This is a genomic window from Caballeronia sp. S22 (assembly GCF_964261745.1).
Lineage (GTDB): Bacteria > Pseudomonadota > Gammaproteobacteria > Burkholderiales > Burkholderiaceae > Caballeronia > Caballeronia jiangsuensis.
Genome location: NZ_OZ180035.1, coordinates 2,945,224 through 2,964,354, shown reverse-complemented (window position 1 = coordinate 2,964,354; position 19,131 = coordinate 2,945,224). Strand labels below are relative to the sequence as shown.

At 63.0% G+C, this 19,131-nt stretch carries 13 protein-coding genes; 10 read left to right on the top strand and 3 right to left on the bottom strand.

Annotated features, from left to right (window positions below; translation table 11 throughout):
* Window positions 1–10 precede the first annotated feature (10 nt).
* The 7 genes from nudB (at window position 11) to ACEN42_RS13865 (ending at window position 9,756) form a co-directional block, all read left to right on the top strand.
* Window positions 11–487, top strand: a complete 477-nt coding sequence (gene nudB, locus ACEN42_RS13895; protein ID WP_187607473.1) for a dihydroneopterin triphosphate diphosphatase — start codon at window positions 11–13, stop codon at window positions 485–487.
* Window positions 484–1,779: a phosphatidylserine/phosphatidylglycerophosphate/cardiolipin synthase family protein gene (locus tag ACEN42_RS13890; RefSeq protein ID WP_371880231.1), complete on the top strand. Its 1,296-nt coding sequence runs from the start codon at window positions 484–486 to the stop codon at window positions 1,777–1,779. Before nudB ends, ACEN42_RS13890 begins: the two co-directional genes overlap by 4 nt.
* A gap of 271 nt (window positions 1,780–2,050) precedes the next feature.
* A complete protein-coding gene (locus ACEN42_RS13885; RefSeq protein ID WP_371880230.1) occupies window positions 2,051–2,725 on the top strand; it encodes a TetR/AcrR family transcriptional regulator in 675 nt (224 codons plus the stop codon).
* Window positions 2,726–2,792: 67 nt separating this feature from the next.
* The gene (locus ACEN42_RS13880) at window positions 2,793–4,580 is read left to right on the top strand and encodes an acyl-CoA dehydrogenase C-terminal domain-containing protein (protein ID WP_371880229.1); all 1,788 of its coding nucleotides are present in this window, start codon (window positions 2,793–2,795) and stop codon (window positions 4,578–4,580) included.
* Window positions 4,581–5,295: 715 nt separating this feature from the next.
* Window positions 5,296–7,725 carry a 3-hydroxyacyl-CoA dehydrogenase/enoyl-CoA hydratase family protein gene (locus ACEN42_RS13875; RefSeq protein ID WP_371880228.1) on the top strand — a complete coding sequence of 810 codons (2,430 nt, stop codon included), beginning with the start codon at window positions 5,296–5,298 and terminating at the stop codon, window positions 7,723–7,725.
* A gap of 14 nt (window positions 7,726–7,739) precedes the next feature.
* Entirely contained in the window at window positions 7,740–8,936 is a 1,197-nt protein-coding gene (locus ACEN42_RS13870; RefSeq protein ID WP_371880227.1) for an acetyl-CoA C-acyltransferase, read from the top strand.
* A gap of 55 nt (window positions 8,937–8,991) precedes the next feature.
* Window positions 8,992–9,756, top strand: coding sequence for an enoyl-CoA hydratase (locus tag ACEN42_RS13865; RefSeq protein WP_371880226.1), 765 nt, complete (start codon window positions 8,992–8,994; stop codon window positions 9,754–9,756).
* 6 nt (window positions 9,757–9,762) lie between these two features.
* Here the strand turns inward: ACEN42_RS13865 and fdhD are convergent, their stop codons facing one another.
* Window positions 9,763–10,590: a formate dehydrogenase accessory sulfurtransferase FdhD gene (gene fdhD, locus ACEN42_RS13860; protein WP_035497652.1), complete on the bottom strand. Its 828-nt coding sequence runs from the start codon at window positions 10,588–10,590 to the stop codon at window positions 9,763–9,765.
* A gap of 190 nt (window positions 10,591–10,780) precedes the next feature.
* Here fdhD and ACEN42_RS13855 point away from each other — a divergent pair, with 190 nt between their 5' ends.
* Together ACEN42_RS13855 and ACEN42_RS13850 are read left to right on the top strand one after the other, a co-directional pair.
* Window positions 10,781–11,260 (top strand): nitrate reductase associated protein, encoded by a 480-nt coding sequence (locus tag ACEN42_RS13855; protein ID WP_238209721.1) that lies wholly within the window; start codon window positions 10,781–10,783, stop codon window positions 11,258–11,260.
* A gap of 199 nt (window positions 11,261–11,459) precedes the next feature.
* Window positions 11,460–14,573, top strand: a complete 3,114-nt coding sequence (locus ACEN42_RS13850) for an EAL domain-containing protein (protein ID WP_371880225.1) — start codon at window positions 11,460–11,462, stop codon at window positions 14,571–14,573.
* Window positions 14,574–14,586: 13 nt separating this feature from the next.
* Here the strand turns inward: ACEN42_RS13850 and ACEN42_RS13845 are convergent, their stop codons facing one another.
* Window positions 14,587–14,982, bottom strand: a complete 396-nt coding sequence (locus tag ACEN42_RS13845) for an acyl-CoA thioesterase (RefSeq protein ID WP_187607483.1) — start codon at window positions 14,980–14,982, stop codon at window positions 14,587–14,589.
* Between the two features lie 234 nt (window positions 14,983–15,216).
* On the opposite strand from ACEN42_RS13845, the gene ACEN42_RS13840 reads away from it, so the two are divergent.
* Window positions 15,217–17,094, top strand: coding sequence for an ABC transporter ATP-binding protein/permease (locus ACEN42_RS13840; protein WP_371880224.1), 1,878 nt, complete (start codon window positions 15,217–15,219; stop codon window positions 17,092–17,094).
* A 396-nt stretch (window positions 17,095–17,490) separates the two neighbouring features.
* Here the strand turns inward: ACEN42_RS13840 and ACEN42_RS13835 are convergent, their stop codons facing one another.
* A complete protein-coding gene (locus ACEN42_RS13835; RefSeq protein WP_371880223.1) occupies window positions 17,491–18,879 on the bottom strand; it encodes an MFS transporter in 1,389 nt (462 codons plus the stop codon).
* Window positions 18,880–19,131: the final 252 nt, after the last annotated feature.

Sequence of the window (19,131 nt, the reverse complement as noted above, 5' to 3'; positions counted from 1 at the left end):
TCACCAACACATGCAGAAGCCGCCCAAAATCCCCGAATCCGTGCTGGTCGTCATTCATACGCCGGAGCTCGATGTGCTCATCATCGAACGCGTGGATCACAAGGGCTTCTGGCAATCGGTGACGGGCTCGAAGGATCGCATCGACGAACCGTTCGTCGAGACCGCGGCGCGCGAGGTGCAGGAAGAGACGGGCATCGTGATCGGCAGCGCGCTCGTGCCCGAGAACGCGCTGCTCGACTGGCATCACAGCATCGAATACGAGATCTATCCGCAATGGCGGCATCGCTACGCGGAAGGCATCACGCGCAACACCGAACATCAGTTCAGCCTGCTCGTGCCACATTGTCTCGAAGTGACACTCGCGCCGCGCGAACACACCGCACACTTGTGGCTGCCGTTTCGCGAGGCTGCCGACCGATGCTTCTCGTGGTCGAACCGGGAAGCCATCCTGCAATTGCCCGAGCGCCTCGCGGCGCATAGCCGATGATCGGACTGCGTCCGCGGCGCAGTTTCAAGCGGTTGCGCCAGGCGCTGTTCTCGGGCCGCCGCCCGCCGCGCTTTTGCTTCACGTCCGGCAATCACGTGCGGCTCTTCAAGGGCGGCGTGCATTTTTTCCCGGCGCTGATCGAGCGGATCGACAACGCGCGCAAATCGGTGTCGCTCGAAACCTACATCTTCGCCAACGACGATATCGGCCGCGCCGTCTCCGATGCGCTCGTGCGCGCGGCCGAACGCGGCCTGAAGGTGCGTGTGATCACGGATGGCATCGGCACGGAAAGCAATCTGCCGATGTTCAAGCTCTGGCGGGAGCGCGGCGTCGATCATCGCATCTACAACCCGCATCTGCTGTTCGGGCCGCTCGGCTTCTCGCGCACGCATCGCAAGCTCGCGCTGATCGATGAAACGTACGCGTTTTGCGGCGGCATCAATATCGTCGATGACTACGATCAGAACGGCACGCGTCTCGAACGGCCGCGCTGGGATTTCGCGATGGAGGCGCAAGGCCCCGTCGTCAAGGACGTGCGCGAAGCCTTCGACCTGCAATGGCAGCGGATTCGACTGGGCGTGAAACCGCGACAGCCGACACAGCCGGCCTGTGAGCAACAGGAAAGCGAAAGCGCACGCGCGCCTGGCCGATGGAACGCCCGCCGCGCGATGCTGGCGCGCCGGCGCGCGCGGCTCGGTGAAATCCACGCGGTCGACCAGCCGTGCGTTGCGTTCGTCGCGCGCGATAACCTGCTCAATCGGCGCGCGATCGAAAAGGCGTATCTTCGTGCAATCGCACACGCAGAGAGCGAAGTGTTGCTCGCGAATCCTTACTTCATGCCGGGGCGCAGGTTGCGGCGCGCGCTGGTCAATGCGGCCGGGCGCGGCGTGCGCGTGTCGCTGGTTATCGGTCGTAAGGAATTCGTAGCATTGGACTACGCGACGCCGTTTCTCTACGGCAACCTGCTGAAACACGGCGTGAGGATCGCGGAATACGAGAAGACGATGCTTCACGGCAAGGTCGCGGTCGTCGATGCGGACTGGGCGACCATCGGCTCATCGAACCTCGATGCGCTTTCGCTCGTGCTCAACAACGAGGCCAACATGGTGCTCGTGAATCATCCCGAAATCGGCGGATTACACGACGCCATTCTTCAGGCATTTGATGAAGGCCGCCCGATCGATGAAAAACACTATGCATCGCGGCCTGTTACGGAGCGAGCGCTTAATTGGCTGGCCTACAACACTTACCGCGTGATGATGAAAATGATCACCATCGGTCAGTACGATTAACCTGCTATTTCGCATCGATTGCGTAAAAATACTGGTCAGCAGGCATCATTGGAGAAAGGTTCCCACGAATCGGGAACTCGGGCAGTCACTTACAGGCAGTCCGTACATAAAACGCGACAATGGGCTCGGACATCGTTGAGATTTATCCTATAGACATGTCCTAGCGTTTTAGAAACGCGTATCTAAAAATCTGCTTGTATCACCAGCGTTCGGCCATAATAATAGAACGGCCGTTCGATTTTACGGGTCACATAAGAACGGTAGGGACATCATGCGAAAAGGCGAACAGACGCGGGCCGCGATTCTCGACGCAGCGCTGGAGTTGGCAAGTCGGGACGGGCTGGAAGGGCTGACGATCGGCCTGTTGGCCGAGCGGATGCAAATGAGCAAGAGCGGTGTGTTTGCGCATTTCGGGTCGCGAGAGGATTTGCAGGTGGAGGTGGTGCGCGAGTACCACCGGCGCTTCGAAGATGAAGTGTTCTTTCCGAGCCTGCGCGAAGCGCGCGGCCTGCCGCGATTGCGCGCGATGATGAATCGCTGGATGGAGAAGCGCATCCAGGAAGTGACCACGGGTTGCATCTATATCAGCGGAGCGGTGGAGTATGACGACCGCGCCGCGAGCGCCGTGCGCGAGCAGCTCGTGCACAGCGTGAGCATGTGGCGCGAGGCGCTGTTGCGCGCGATCCGCCAATCGAAGGACGAAGGGCATCTGAAGGCGGAGACGGATCCGCATCTGATGCTGTTCGAGCTGTACAGCTTCACACTCGGCCTGCATCACGATGCGCGCTTCCTGCATCTTCCGGAAGCCGTGCAACTGACGCGGGACGCGCTGGACAAGACGATCGTGTCGTATCAGACGTCGAATGCGGGATCCGCAACGGCCATCCCTCAACCGACTGCGAATGCGGCGACGAACCTGACATCGCAACACACCGACAGCCGTTAGCGGCGCCGTCGAATCGAAGGTGGTTCGGCGGCGCGCAACCAGACGCTTGAAGAAACTGGAGAGATTCATGGGACAGTACGCCGCCCCCCTTCGCGACATGCAGTTCGTGCTGCACGAAGTGCTGAACGTCGAAGCCGAATTGAAGAGCATGCCGAAGCATGCCGACCTCGACGCCGACACCATCAATCAGGTGCTCGAGGAAGCCGGGAAGTTCTGCTCCGAAGTCGTGTTTCCGCTCAACCAGAGCGGCGACCGCGAAGGCTGCACCTACGCCGGCGATGGCGTCGTCAAGACGCCGGCCGGCTTCAAAGAGGCGTACCGCCAGTACATCGATGCGGGCTGGCCCGCGCTCGGGTGCGATCCCGAGTACGGCGGCCAGGGTTTGCCTGCGTTCGTGAACAACGCGCTGTATGAAATGCTCAATTCGGCGAATCAGGCCTGGACGATGTATCCCGGCCTCTCGCACGGCGCGTACGAGTGTCTGCATGCGCACGGCACGCCGGAGCAGAAGTCGACCTATCTTTCGAAACTCGTTTCGGGCGAGTGGACCGGCACGATGTGCCTGACCGAGCCGCATTGCGGAACGGACCTCGGCATCCTGCGCACGAAAGCCGAGCCGAATTCCGACGGTTCGTACGCGCTCACCGGCACGAAGATCTTCATTTCGAGCGGCGAGCACGACATGGCCGAGAACATCGTCCATCTGGTGCTCGCGCGTCTGCCGGGCGCGCCGATGGGAACGAAGGGCATCTCGCTTTTCATCGTGCCTAAGTTCGTCCCCGATGCAAACGGTGCGATCGGTGAACGCAACGGCATCAAGTGCGGCTCGATCGAGCACAAGATGGGCATCCACGGCAACGCGACCTGCGTGATGAATCTCGATGGCGCCACGGGCTGGCTCGTCGGTGAGGCGAACAAGGGCTTGAATGCGATGTTCGTGATGATGAACGCGGCGCGTCTGGGCGTCGGGATGCAGGGACTCGGCCTGACCGAAGTCGCGTATCAGAACTCGCTCGTGTATGCGAAAGAGCGTCTGCAGATGCGCTCGCTCACCGGCCCGAAGGCGCCGGAGAAGGCTGCCGATCCGATCATCGTGCATCCGGACGTGCGCCGCATGTTGCTCACGCAGAAGGCCTATGCCGAAGCGGGCCGCGCGTTCACGTACTGGGCGGCGCTCAATATCGACAAGGAACTCTCGCACGCGGATGAATCCGTGCGTCAGGAGGCCGCCGATTTCGTCGCGCTGCTCACGCCGGTCATCAAGGCCTTCCTGACGGACAACGCGTTCGAAGGCACCAATATGGCGATGCAGATCTACGGCGGCCACGGCTTCATCTCCGAATGGGGCATGGAGCAGCACGTCCGCGATGCGCGCATCAACATGATCTACGAGGGCACGAATTCCATTCAGGCGCTCGATCTGCTGGGCCGCAAGATTCTCGGCGATATGGGCGCGAAGCTGAAGCGCTTCGGCAAGCTCGTTGCTGATTTTGTCGAGCAGGAAGGCGTGAAGCCGGAGATGCAGGAGTTCATCAATCCGCTTGCCGATATCGGCGACAAGGTGCAGAAGCTCACGATGGAGATCGGCATGAAGGCCATGCAGAATCCTGATGAGGTCGGCGCTGCGGCCGTGCCTTATTTGCGTACTGTCGGGCATCTGGTGTTTTCGTATTTCTGGGCGCGGATGGCGCGGGTTGCTCTGGACAATGCCGCTTCCGACGATGCCTTCTACAAGGCCAAGCTCGGCACTGCGCGGTTTTACTTTGCCAAGCTGCTGCCTGAGACCGCTTCGACGATTCGTGCTGCTCGTGCCGGAGCTAAGCCGATGATGGATTACGACGAAGCGCTTTTCTGATTTTTTGGCTTGTGCGCCGCCGGATCCCGTATTCGTGGTGGTCTATTGGCACTGCCCCTGTGCGGGGCGGCAGTCACTTTCTTTGCTGCTGCAAAGAAAGTAACCAAAGAAAGCAGCTCGTTCAGGCCCGCGGTCACACGCACGTTGGCCACGCTTGCCAGCCGCCCGTGGCCCTCGCCTAAGTGTCGCCCTCACAGGCCCATCCGGCTTGGATCGCGCACGGTCTGACGAGCCAGTAGTTTGAGCGCGCTGGCTCAGCACGAAAGAGCATCGGCACAGCGCTACGCGCTGCCGTTGGGTATGCAAGGGAAACCAACGGCGCACATGTGCAGCGCATTGAGATGGCATTGTTTGCAAAGAAGCGTGCGCAAACCCGATTGACCGGTCGGCCGCGAAGCGGGCCGGAGCTATTTGGTGCTGAACCAGTTTCTTGTGTGGTGCGATGTATCAGACCGTGCGCGGTCCAAGCCCCGCGAGACCTGCGAGGGCACTCGCTATAGCCGGGCCATTCAGCCAATCGCCTGTGCCGCGGCCGGTGTGAAGTGCTTAGGCTGGGGATAGCTGTTTCTTTGGTTACTTTCTTTGCAGCAGCAAAGAAAGTGACCCCCGCCCCGGGGAGGGGCAGAGCAAATAGACCGACACGAACTCAGGATTCCACGAAGAACGAAGGCCCCCGAATCAACCCACCTCTCACGAACCCCGGAGTGACAAACCTGTGAGCACCCTGAACATCAAAAAAGTCGCCGTGCTCGGCGCGGGCGTGATGGGCGCGCAGATCGCCGCGCATCTGATCAACGCCCGCGTCCCTGTTCTGCTCTTCGATCTTCCCGCGAAGGAAGGCCCGAAGAACGGCATCGCGCTGAAGGCCATCGAGAACCTGAAGAAGCTGTCGCCCGCGCCGTTCGGCGTCAAGGACGACGCCCAATACATCGAGCCCGCCAACTACGACGACGATATCGCGAAGCTCGCCGAATGCGACCTCGTGATCGAAGCCATCGCCGAGCGCATGGACTGGAAGCATGATCTCTACAAGAAGGTATCGCCGCACATCGCGCCGCAAGCAATCTTCGCGAGCAACACGTCGGGCCTGTCGATCACCGAGTTGTCGAACGGCTTCTCCGATGAACTGAAATCGCGCTTCTGCGGCGTGCACTTCTTCAATCCGCCGCGCTACATGCATCTGGTCGAGCTGATTCCGACCGAATCCACGAAGCCCGAAATCCTCGACCAGCTCGAAACCTTCCTGACGAGCGTGATCGGCAAGGGCGTCGTGCGCGCGAAGGACACGCCGAACTTCATCGCGAACCGCGTCGGCATTTTTTCGATTCTCGCGGTGATCGCGGAAGCCGAAAAGTTCGGCCTGCGCTTCGACGAAGTCGACGACCTCACCGGCGCGCGTCTCGGCCGCGCAAAGTCCGCGACGTTCCGCACGGCGGATGTCGTCGGTCTCGACACGATGGCGCACGTCATCAAGACGATGCAGGACAACCTGCACGACGATCCGTTCTTCTCCGTCTACAAGACGCCGCCCGTGCTCGAAGCACTGGTGAAGAACGGCGCGCTCGGCCAGAAGACGGGCGCCGGTTTCTATCGCAAGGAAGGCCGCGCCATCAAGGTGCTGGACCCGAAGACGGCTTCGTATGTCGATGGCGGCGCGAAGGCCGACGAACTCATCGGCCGCATTCTGAAGCGTCCGCCCGCCGAGCGCTTCAAGCTCCTGCGCGAAACCGACAACAAGCAGGCGCAGTTCCTGTGGGCGATTTTCCGCGACGTGTTCCACTACATCGCGGTGCATCTCGAATCGATCGCGGACAACGCACGCGATGTCGATCTCGCGATCCGCTGGGGCTTCGGCTGGAATCAGGGGCCGTTCGAAAGCTGGCAGGCGGCAGGTTGGCAGCAAATCGCGAAGTGGGTACAGGAAGACATCGATGCAGGCAAGGCGCTCTCGAACGCGCCGCTGCCCGCGTGGGTGCTCGACGGTCCCGTCGCCGGGAAGAACGGCGTGCACACGAACGAAGGCTCGTGGTCGCCGAAAGCGAAGCGCTTCGAGCCGCGCTCGACGCTGCCCGTCTATGAGAAGCAGGTGTTCCGCGCGCCGCTCGTCGGTGAGACGGGCGCCGATCCGAAGACCTTCGGCAAGACGCTGTTCGAAACCGAGAACGTGCGCGCCTGGCTCGATCGTGACGATGGCGACATCGTGATCGTCTCGTTCAAGACGAAGCTGAACACGATCGGCGCGGGCGTGATCGACGGCCTCACGCAAGCCATCGAGCTTGCCGAGAAGTCGTATCGCGGCGTCGTGATCTGGCAACCGACGTCGCTGCAACTCGGCGCGCCGGGCGGGCCGTTCTCGGCGGGCGCGAACCTCGAAGAAGCAATGCCGGCGTTCATGATGGGCGGCGCGAAAGGCGTCGATCCGTTCGTGAAGAAGTTCCAGCAAGGCATGCTGCGCGTGAAGTACGCGAACGTGCCGGTGGTGTCGGCGGTATCGGGCATCGCGCTCGGCGGCGGCTGCGAACTGCTGCTGCATTCGGCGAAGCGCGTCGCGCATGTCGAGAGCTATCTAGGTCTCGTGGAAGTGGGCGTCGGTCTGGTGCCGGCGGGCGGCGGGCTGAAGGAAGCCGCGTTGCGCGCGGCGGAAGCGGCCAGCGCGGTCAATGCGACGACCGATCTGCTCAAGTTCCTGCAGAAGTCCTTCGAAAACGCGGCGATGGCGAAAGTCTCGTCGTCCGCGTTCGATGCCCGCGCGATGGGTTATCTGAAGCCGTCCGACACGATCGTCTTCAACGTGCACGAACTGCTCGACATCGCGAAGAACGAGGCGCGCGCATTGAGCGCGTCGGGCTATCGTCCGCCGTTGCGCGTGAAGCAGGTGCCGGTGGCGGGGCGCTCGGCGATCTCGACGATCAAGGCGTCGCTCGTGAACATGCGCGACGGGCGCTTCATCAGCGATCACGACTATCTGATCGCGAGCCGCATCGCGGAAGCGGTGTGCGGCGGCGACGTCGAAGCGGGCAGTCTCGTCGACGAAGAATGGCTGCTGGCGCTGGAACGCCGCGCGTTCGTCGAACTGCTCGGCACGCAGAAGACGCAAGAGCGAATCATGGGCATGTTGCAGACCGGCAAGCCGGTTCGCAACTAATCGCGGAGCAATCAATGAGCAAACAACTTCAAGACGCATACATCGTCGCCGCGAGCCGCACGCCGATCGGCAAGGCGCCGCGTGGCGTGTTCAAAAACACGCGCCCCGACGAGCTGCTCGTTCATGCGATCAAATCCGCGGTCGGGCAAGTGCCGGGACTCGACACAAGCGTGATCGAAGATGCGATCGTCGGCTGCGCGATTCCCGAAGCCGAGCAAGGTCTGAACGTCGCGCGCATGGGCGCGCTGCTGTCGGGCTTGCCGAACACGGTCGGCGGCGTGACGGTGAACCGCTTCTGCGCATCGGGCCTGACCGCGCTCGCGATGGCGGCGGACCGCATTCGCGTCGGTGAAGCCGAGGCGATGATCGCGGGCGGCTGCGAGTCGATGAGCATGGTGCCGATGATGGGCAACAAGCCGTCGCTGTCGCCGCATATCTTCGATCGCAACGAAGACGTGGGCATCGCCTACGGCATGGGCCTGACGGCGGAGAGGGTCGCGGAGCGCTGGAAGGTGAGCCGCGAGGCGCAGGACGCGTTCGCGGTGGAGTCGCATCGCCGCGCGCTGGCCGCGCAGCAGGCGGGCGAATTCGCCGATGAAATCGCCGCCTACACGCTGAACGAGCGCTTTCCGGATCTCGCATCGGGTGAAGTGCGCGTGAACAATCGCGAAATCAGGCTCGACGAAGGCCCGCGCGAAACGAACCTGGAAGGGCTGGCGAAGCTGCGTCCCGTGTTCGCGAACAAGGGCTCGGTCACGGCCGGCAACAGTTCGCAGACGTCGGACGGCGCGGGCGCGCTGATCGTCGTGTCGGAAAAGATCCTGAAGCAGTTCAACCTCACGCCGCTCGCGCGCTTCGTGAGCTTCGCGGTGCGCGGCGTGCCGCCGGAGATCATGGGCATCGGGCCGAAGGAAGCGATTCCGGCCGCGTTGAAGGCGGCGGGCCTCAAGCAGGACGACATCGACTGGATCGAGCTGAACGAAGCCTTCGCGGCGCAGGCGCTCGCGGTGATCGGCGATCTCGGTCTCGATCCGTCGAAGGTCAATCCGCTCGGCGGCGCGATCGCGCTCGGCCATCCGCTCGGCGCGACGGGCGCGATCCGCGCATCGACGGTCGTGCACGGCCTGCGCCGGCGCAACCTGAAGTACGGCATGGTGACGATGTGCGTCGGCACCGGCATGGGCGCGGCGGGCATCATCGAACGCCTTTGATCGCGAATGGTCCGCGAGCGTCGTTGCTCGCGGACCGACATGAAGGAGACAGCGGATGGAAATTCAGATCGAACGCGCGGACGGCGTGCTGAGCATCGTGCTCAATCGTCCGGAGAAGAAAAACGCGATCACCGCGGCGATGTATCAGGAAATGGCCGACGGCCTCTACGAAGCCGAGATGGACCCGACCGTGCGGGCCGTGCTGATTCGCGCGGTGGGCAGCACGTTCAGCGCGGGCAACGATCTCGACGATTTTCTGAACGATCCGCCAAAAGGCCTCGACGCGCCCGTGTTCCAGTTCCTGCGGCGCATCAGCGCCTTTCCGAAGCCGATCGTGGCGGCGGTCGCGGGGACGGCGGTGGGCATCGGCACGACGATGCTCCTGCACTGCGACATCGTCTACGCGAGCACGAACGCGAAGTTCTCGCTGCCGTTCTCGCAACTCGGACTGTGTCCCGAAGCGGCGTCGAGTCTGCTGCTGCCGCGCACGGCGGGTTATCAGCGCGCCGCGGAAAAGCTCCTGCTCGGCGAAGCGTTCGACGTGAACGAAGCAATCGGCATGGGCTTCGTGAACGGCGCGATCGATGCCGCCGAGCTCGACGCCTACGCGTTCGAAAAGGCGAAGCGGCTGGCGATGCTGCCGGCCTCGTCGCTACGCGTGACCAAGTCGTTGATGAAGGGCGCGCAAACGCATGAAGTGAGCGCGCGCATGGAAGACGAAGCCGCGCACTTCGCGCGGATGCTCGTCGCGCCCGAAGCACGCGAAGCGTTTCAGGCATTCTTCGAGAAACGCAAGCCGAACTTCAGCCAGTTCGAATAAGGCGCTTCACTCGACGTCGTATTCGACGAAGCTGTTCTCGCGCGCGAAGCTGACGAGCCGCAAGCCCGCCTGCTTCGCGATCGAGATGGCGAGGGATGTCGGCGCGGAAATCGTCGCGACCATCGGAATGCCGACGCGCGCCGACTTGCGCACGAGTTCATAGCTCGCGCGGCTCGAAAGAAACACGAAGCCTTGCGTCGTGTCCTCGCGGCGCAGGATCAGATGGCCGATGAGCTTGTCGAGCGCGTTGTGCCGCCCGACGTCCTCGAAGGCGTAGCGCACGGCGCCGGTTTCGTCGCACCACGCGGCGGCGTGCAGTCCGCCTGTCAGCTTCGTCAACTGCTGATGCGCGGGCAATTCGCGTGCGGCGCGCTCGGTCGCATCGGGCGCGAGACGCGCGAGAAAGCCCGTATCGGGCACCTGTTCGGGCTGAAGATCGAGCAACTCGATACTTTCGATGCCGCACACGCCGCAGCCCGTTCGCCCGGCGAGCGCACGGCGCTTGTCCTTGAGCGACGCGAACGCCTGCTGCACGACCTGCAAATGCACTTCGGCATGCGGCAACGCGACGCCGTCATCGCGGAAGTAGACCTCGATGTCGTGAATGTCGCTGCCACGCTCGACGATACCTTCCGTCAGCGAGAAGCCCACGGCGAACGCTTCGAGATCGCGCGGCGTGCACATCATCACCGCGTGCGAGATGCCGTTGAAAACGAGTGCGACGGGCCATTCCTGACCGACGTTGTCCGCTGCGATCGCGCTCTCGTTCCTGCGATGCCTGCGCACCTGACGCTCGACGAAGCCCGGTTGGTCGTCGGTTTCGAGTTGATTCACTTCAATGCTCCTGACCGCTCACTTCGAGTAAAGTCGGGTATGTGATTTGCTGCCTATCGTTGCTGTTCGCACGCATCGCGACGCGAACAGCGGCTAGATTGCAATGGTTCCAGCCAGATCCAAGGCCCTACAATAACTTAAGCGGGCGATGCGCGTCGCGCACCCCTGCTCAATCCAACGAGGCTTCGCCATGGGACTTTACGACGCCGCCCGTCTCTTCGGATTCGAAGTCGAATCCTCTGACAATCTGCGCTTCATTCCGCTTGCGGTGCGCTTCAATCTCGATCGCTTCGGCAAGCGCATCACGCTCGATCAATGGCAGCAGCTTCCTTACGACGATCGCGCGCTGCTCGCACGCTTTCCCGTCGAGGACGATGCCGAACTCGAGAAGAACTTCGACCTCGCGCTCGAAGAGATGATGAAGACGCACGTGAACGCTGCGCCCGAGAAGATCGAGCGCGATCCGGACCCCGTGTGGATGCACGCCGATGCCGTGCCCGAAACCGTAATCCGGCAAAGCAGCCTGTCGGGCGTGAGCGCGCCGAGTCTCGATCGCTGGGGCGCGCTCGACCGCTTTCAGCGTTATGCGCTTGCGAAACTCTCGCGCAACACCGACAAGGTCAATCACGATTTCCTGCCCGCGATGAAGGAATTCGGGCTGGTCGACTGAAGGCTAGGCGCGCGCAAACGTTAAGCGCGCGCTTTAATCGGATTATTTGCGGGCAAGCCCTAAATATAGGGCGAGCGGTGCCGTTATTGGGCGTTATCCATTAATCGCGGCGTGTACGCATTTCACGCCGCGCATTCGCGTGGACGCGCGTTGCCTCGATGCGCATCCGACGCGCACTCAAGGATTCAGCCCGCCGCTCATGACCCGATTCCTCTCCAGAGGTTTGCTCGTCAATATCGCCGTGGTATTGGCCGCGCTCGGCGCGAATGCGTTCGTCGCCTGCGAGCGCATCGGCGGGCTGCGCGAAAGCGACGCGCGCACGCTGCGCTCGATGAGCCTCCTGCGCGATCTCGCGGCCTGGCGGGGCGCGCTTGGCGAATCGCTCACGCAACTGAGCCGCTTCGAAGCCACCGGCATCGCCGAAACCGACGCACGCCATCAGGAGCGCGAAGCCCATCTCGACGCGCTCGAAAGCGGACTGCGCGCGCAGATCGCGATGGAGCCGGGCATGACGGGCGCCTTCGATGCGCTCGCCGCGCGCGCCGCCGAAATGCGCCGCGACGCCGGTCTCGCGTTCGAGCGCGCGAAACGCGCCGCGCCCGACGAATCCCGTGCGTGGGCCGACGCCGCGTTCGTCACGCTCGGCGAAGATCAGCAGAGCGTCGATGATGAACTCGACTTCGTGCGCTCGCGCATCGATAACGCGACGATCATCGCGCTCGATCAGTCCGCGCAGGCATCGAGCGGCGCGATGCTGCTGCTCGTGTTCACGATGCTCGCCGGCAGCGCGGTGCTGATCTATCTGTTCGCGAGCCACGAGCGGCAGTCGCGCGAAAAACTCGGCGTCGTGCGCGCGAGACAGCGCAGCAACGAACGCTTTCGCGGCATGTTCGAGGCGCATCCCGTGCCGATGTGGATCGTCGATCGCGAGACGATGCGCTTCGTCGCCGTGAATCAGGCTGCGATCGAACACTTCGGTTTCAACGAGCCGGAGTTCATGAACATGACGCTGCGCGATCTGCACCATGCGGACGACTTCGACAGCTTCGCCGCACGGCTCGCGCGCAGCGTCGGCGAGAGCGGCGAGCGTGCCGCCTCGGGGCAGGGATCGGCGGGCGTGTGGCGCTATCGGCGCAAGGACGGCGCGATCGTCGGCGCGGATGTGTCGCATCACTCGCTCACGTATTCGAATCGTCCGGGCATCTTCATGCTGGCGAACGACGTGACCGACCGCATCAACGCGGAAGCCGAGGCGAGAAGATCGAACGAGATGCTCGAAGCTGTCATCGACAACATTCCGCAGCGCGTCTTCTGGAAAGACCGCGACTTGCGCTATCTCGGCTGCAACAACGCGTTCGCGCGCGATGCGGGTCTCGCCTACAACGAGCAGGTCATCGGCAAGACGGATTTCGACCTGCCGTGGAGCGCGCTCGCCGACATCGTGCGCGCGGACGACGAGGAAGTCATCGTCACGACGGTGCCGAAGATGCATTACGAGCGCGACATCGTGATGGGCGAGCAATTGCGCACCGTGGTCACGAGCAAGCTGCCTTTGCTCGACGGCGAAGGGCAGACGATCGGCGTGCTCGGCTCGTATCACGATGTCACCGATCACAAGCGCGCCGAACTCGCGCTGCGCCTGCAAAGCCGCGCGCTCGACGCGAGCGTGAACGCGATTCTCATCACGGGCGTCGTGAACGGCGCGAACGTGATCGAGTACGCGAATCCGGCGTTCAAGCGCATCACGGGCTACGACCCGAGCGAGGTGATCGGCCAGGACTGCCGCTTCCTGCACGGCCCGGACGGCGATCAGGACGGACTCACCGCGATCCGCCGCGCGCTCGCCGTGAACATGGAGGCGAGCGTCGTGGTGCGCAACTATCGCAAGGACGGCGCGCTCTTCTGGAATCAGCTCTTTGTCGCGCCGGTGCCGGACGCGCAGGGCATGACGACGCATCACATCGGCATCATCAACGACGTGACCGATCTGATGCGCTATCAGGAAGAGCTCGAATATCAGGCAAATTACGATACGCTCACGCGCCTGCCGAACCGCAATCTGCTGCGCGACCGCTTGCAGCACGCGATCGAGACGGCGCGGCGGCGCGAGACGAAGATCGCCGTAGTCTTCATGGATCTCGATGGCTTCAAGAACGTCAACGACAGTCTGGGTCACAGCGTCGGCGACCGCCTGCTCGCGGTGATCGCGGAGCGGCTCGCGCGTTCGGCGCGATCGAGCGATACGGTCGCGCGTCACGGCGGCGACGAGTTCGTGGTCGTGCTGCCCGATCTCACCGACGAAGCCGGTCTGATCGCATGGATGGAGCGCACGCGCGCGGCGATTTCGGAGCCGGTATGGCTCGACGACACCGAGCTTTACGTCGGCTGCAGCATGGGCGCGAGTCTCTATCCGCAAGATGGCGACGATGCCGAAACCGTGATGAAGAAGGCCGACCTCGCGATGTATCGCGCGAAGGACATGGGCCGCAACACGTATCAGTTCTATCAGCCGGAGATGAACGCGAGCGTCGGCGCGCGCATGAATCTCGAACGCCGATTGCGACGCGCGCTGCGCGATGGCGAGTTCCTGCTGCACTATCAGCCGCAGGTGGACATGACGACGCGATCGATCGTCGGCATCGAGGCGCTTGTGCGCTGGAGCGATCCGGAGCAGGGGCTCGTGTCGCCGGCGTCGTTCATTCCGGTGGCGGAAGAAAGCGGGTTGATCGGGCCGCTGTCGGAGTGGGTGTTGCGCGAAGCATGCCGGCAGAACAAGGCGTGGCAGGATGCCGGTCTGCCGCCGGCGCGCGTGTCGGTGAATCTGTCGGCGCGGCATTTTCAGCAACGCGACATCGCGCGGCTCGTGACATCCGTGCTCGAAGAGACCGGACTGGAACCGCGCTATCTCGAACTCGAACTCACGGAAAGCGCGATCATGCGCAACGCCGAGGAAGCGATCACGATGCTCTCGGAGTTATCGGCGCTCGGCATCGGCATTGCGATCGACGACTTCGGCACCGGATATTCGAGCCTGTCGTATCTCAAGCGCTTTCCGGTGCATCGTTTGAAGATCGATCGCTCGTTCGTGGCGGATATCGGCTCGTCGGGCGATGACGAAACGATCACGTCGGCGATCATCGCGCTCGCGCATTCGCTGGAATTGCAGGTGATCGCGGAAGGCGTCGAAACGCACGCGCAGCACGACTTCCTGCGCGAGCGCGATTGCGACGAAATGCAGGGCTACCTGTTCTCGCGCCCGATGCCGCACGAAGCGATTCCGGGCTTGCTGCGGCAGGGCGTGCTGCCCCACTGATCGCGTCGCGTGTCTAGTCGCGCGACGGCAGCACGCGCGGACGGCGATCGCGGTCGGTCGCGACGTACGTGAGCGTCGCTTCCGTGACCTTGACGACTTCTTCGGCGAGGTTCATGCGCTGCGCCCAGACCTCGACCGACACCGTGACCGACGTATTGCCGGTCTTGACGATATCGGCGTAGAAGCTCAGCAGGTCGCCGACGAACACCGGATGCTTGAACAGGAACGAATTTACCGCGACGGTCGCGACGCGGCCGTTCGCGCGGCGGCTCGCCGGAATGGAGCCGGCGATGTCCACCTGCGCCATGATCCATCCGCCGAAGACGTCGCCGTGGACATTGGCGTCGGCGGGCTGCGGCACGACGCGCAGCGCGACGTGCTTTTCGGGAAGACTGGATTGGTCGGTCATGGAAGGCGTTCCGGTTTGCAATGCGGCGGGAAGGCTGGCGGGCGCGAGCGGCCCCTTGAACCTTCTGCGACAATGCATATTTATGAATAAGCCCACCGCGCGCGAGCGGAAACCTCGATTACGCCGGGGCTTGCAGTAAATTGTACGGGAAAGCATGCGAGAGACGTGCGCCCGTTTCGCCGATAACAGCGTCCCCACGCCGCGCCCAAGCGACGCGTTCACACGATACGACTCATGCGCCGCTATTCCAGCAGCGAGCCCGGCCCGATGGCCCAGGGTCCGCGCAACGACTGGCAGACGATTCGCTCGCTGCTGCCTTACCTCACCACGTACAAATGGCGGGTCGCGTTCGCGCTGACGTGCCTGATCGGCGCGAAGGTCGCGAACCTCGGCGTGCCGATCGTCATGAAGCGCATCGTCGATAGCCTCGCTTCAGTGCAGCATCTCACCGCGCTCGGACGCGCGGACGACGCGCCGGGCATCGTGCTGATCGGCGGAATCGGGTTGCTGGTGATCGCTTATGCGGGCGCGCGGCTTTCGACCTCGCTCTTCACCGAGCTTCGCGAACTGCTTTTTGCAAAGGTCACCGAGAGCGCCGTGCGGCAACTCGCGCTGCAAGTGTTCCGGCATCTGCATTCGCTGTCGCTGCGTTTTCATCTGGAGCGGCAGACGGGCGGCATGTCGCGCGATATCGAACGCGGCACGCGCGGCATCCAGCAACTCGTTTCGTATTCGCTCTACAGCATCCTGCCGACGCTCGTCGAAGTCGGTCTCGTGCTCGCGTTCTTCGTGACGAAGTACGAGGCGTATTACGCGATCGTCACGCTTGCCGCGCTCGCCACGTATATCGTGTTCACGGTGAAGGTCACCGAGTGGCGCACGCATTTTCGCCGCACGATGAACGATCTCGATTCGAAGGCGAACTCGCGCGCGATCGATTCGCTGCTCAACTACGAGACCGTGAAGTACTTCGGCAACGAAGAGTGGGAAACGCGTCGTTACGATGAGAACCTGCAGCGCTATCGCGCGGCCGCGATCAAGTCGCAGCGCTCGCTGTCGATGCTCAACTTCGGCCAGCAGATGATCATCGGCCTCGGCCTCGTGTTCATTCTGTGGCGCGCGACGCAGGGCGTGATGGCGGGACGTCTCACGCTCGGCGACCTCGTGCTCATCAACACGTTCATGTTGCAGCTTTATATCCCGCTGAATTTTCTCGGCGTCGTGTATCGCGAGCTGAAGCAGGCGCTGACCGACATGGACCGCATGTTCACGCTGCTCGGCGCGGGCCGCGAAGTCCCCGATGCGCCGAACGCGCAGCCGCTCGCCGTGCGCGGCGGCGAAGTGCATTTCGAGAGCGTCAGCTTCGCGTACGAGAAGGCGCGGCCGATTCTGCATGACGTCGACTTCACGATTCCGGCAGGCACGACGACGGCCGTGGTCGGACACAGCGGATCGGGCAAGTCGACGCTCGGGCGCTTGCTGTTCCGCTTCTACGATCTCGATCGCGCGCAGGGCGGCGGCATCAGGATCGACGGACAGGACATTCGCGACGTGACGCAGGATTCGTTGCGCGCGGCGATCGGCATCGTGCCGCAGGACACCGTGCTCTTCAACGATTCGATCTACTACAACATCGCGTACGGGCGTCCTTCCGCGAGCCGCGACGAAGTGATCGCGGCGGCGCGCGCGGCGCATATCCACGAGTTCATCGAGACGCTGCCGGCGGGTTATGACACGCCTGTCGGCGAGCGGGGGCTTAAGCTCTCGGGCGGCGAGAAGCAGCGCGTCGCGATCGCGCGCACGCTTTTGAAGGACCCGCCGATTTTGATTTTCGACGAAGCGACGTCGGCGCTCGATTCGAAGTCCGAACGCGCGATTCAGCGCGAACTCGATTCGATCGCGCGCGAGAGGACGACGCTCATCATCGCGCATCGGCTATCGACGGTCGTGCATGCGCAGCAGATCATCGTGATGGATCACGGGCGTATCGTGGAGCGGGGGACGCATGCCGAGTTGCTGCGTGCTGGCGGGCTGTTTGCGCAGATGTGGGCGTTGCAGCAGCAGCGGGCGGAAGAGTCGGTGGTGGATCAGCGGGATACGGCGGGGGTTTGACGAAGAGAATTCCTAAAAGTGGAATGAACTGAGAGGTTTGGCACCGACTTACGCAGCCTTGCATTAGCCGAGTAGTTATACTCTCTGGCGTCATTTAATAAGGATAGCTTGTTAAATGGCTCGGTAACGCGCTACTCCGGCACGGTAGTTTCGTCAGATAACAAAAAGCAACTAGAGGCAGAAATGGGAAGTCTCAGCATATATCATTGGATGATTGTCATCGTGATTGCGATCGTCACGATCTACCCTTAGGTGAGGATCATTCAACGCACAGGCCATTCGGGCTGGTGGATTCTCGCAGGTCTTATTCCAGTGCTCAACTTGGCCATGTTGTGGGCTTTCGCGTTCGCACGCTGGCCGGCGCTCGACGGCGACCGCCGGCCATAATCCGCAGCCTCACTCCATCGCGTGAGCGCCTCCGATCGCGATGCCATCATGCGCCTGCGATGCAGTGGACGACCACCGCAGCCACTGCCCACGCAGCAGGAACAACGCGCCGAACGCGCAGGTCGCGAGCACGCCGAAGGTCGCGAAGCCCATCTGATAGCTGCCCGTGCTTTCTTTCGCGATGCCCATGACCACCGGCAGATAAAACCCGCCGATGCCGCCCGCCGCACCGACGATCCCCGACAGCAGTCCCGTCTTGCCCTTCCACCGATGCGGCACGAGCTGGAACGTCGAGCCGTTGCCGAGACCGAACGCGATGTACAGGCAGATCAGAATCGCGAGACCGCCTGCTACGGGCGGCATCCAGATCGCGAACGCGAAATCGCCGATCGCGATGGCCGCAAGCAGCACGAGCAGCGCGCGCACGCCGGTCACGCGATCCGCGAGATAGCCGCCGAAGGGCCGCACGATCGCGCCGAGAAACGCGAGCAGCGACATGAAAAGTCCCGCTTCGAGCTTGGGCATCTGATAAAGCGACGTGAGCAGCAGCGTCACATACGACGACATGCCGACGAAGCCACCGAACGTGATGCTGTAGATCAGCATGATGACCCACGTGTCGCGCTCGCGGAGCACCGACCGATAGTGTCGCGGCAGCACCGCGATCGCGATCAGCGCGCCGATCACCGGCAATAGCAGCACGCCGGTCCTGCCGCCGCCAAACACGCCGCCGTTCACCGCGAGCACCAGCACGATCAGGCTGACGAGCGTCACCACGAAGCTCCCCAGCGCGCGCATCGTGCTGCCGGCTTTCTGACCGGCATCGGAGGCCCATGCGAAAAGTGCGACCGCCGTGATCGCGAGCAGCGGCAGCGCGGCGGCGGTCGACATCTGCCAGCCGAAGGCATCGGCGAGATGCGGGAACAGGAAGCCATCGAGCACCGCGCCGATGTTGCCCGCGGCGGCGAGACCCAGCACGAGCCCTTGCACCTTCGGCGGATAGTTGCTGCCGGCCATCGGCAACGCGACGGCGAAGCTCGCGCCGCCCATGCCGAGGAACACGCCGAGCACGAGCAGCAACGCATACGACGGCACGCCGGGCAGAAGCGGCAGCACGATCGACGGAATCGACGAGAGCACGACGCCCATCAGCGCGACGCGCCTTCCGTCGGTCGACTGATAAAGATTGCCGAGCGTCACGCGCAGGATCGCCGCGGCCAGCACCGGCACCGCGACGAGAAAGCCTTGTTGCGCGGCGGACATCGTCACGTCGCGGCCGATGAACGGCGCGAGCGGTCCGTACAGCACCCAGACGGTGAAACCCGTATCGAAGTAAAGGAAGCAGGCGAGCAGCGAGCGCCAGTTGCCGCTCCTGAGCGACGCGATCAGATTGGACATTGCGGAGTTCCGTGTACGTGCGTGCTGTCGGATGAGCACGCGACGGCGCCAGAAACTGCAAACATCATGCCAATGAGATGCATGTTTAAACGACGCATCGCGGTCGAGCGAATGTGGGCGCGGATGCGTTCAGGCGTGCGGTCTTATCGGCACGGCTCGCCAGGAAACTCGACGGCACCGCGTACGTGCGCAACCGCATACGAATGGTGCGCCACGCCTTCGCGCGGTTCATGCGCCCGCTAGAATGCGTTC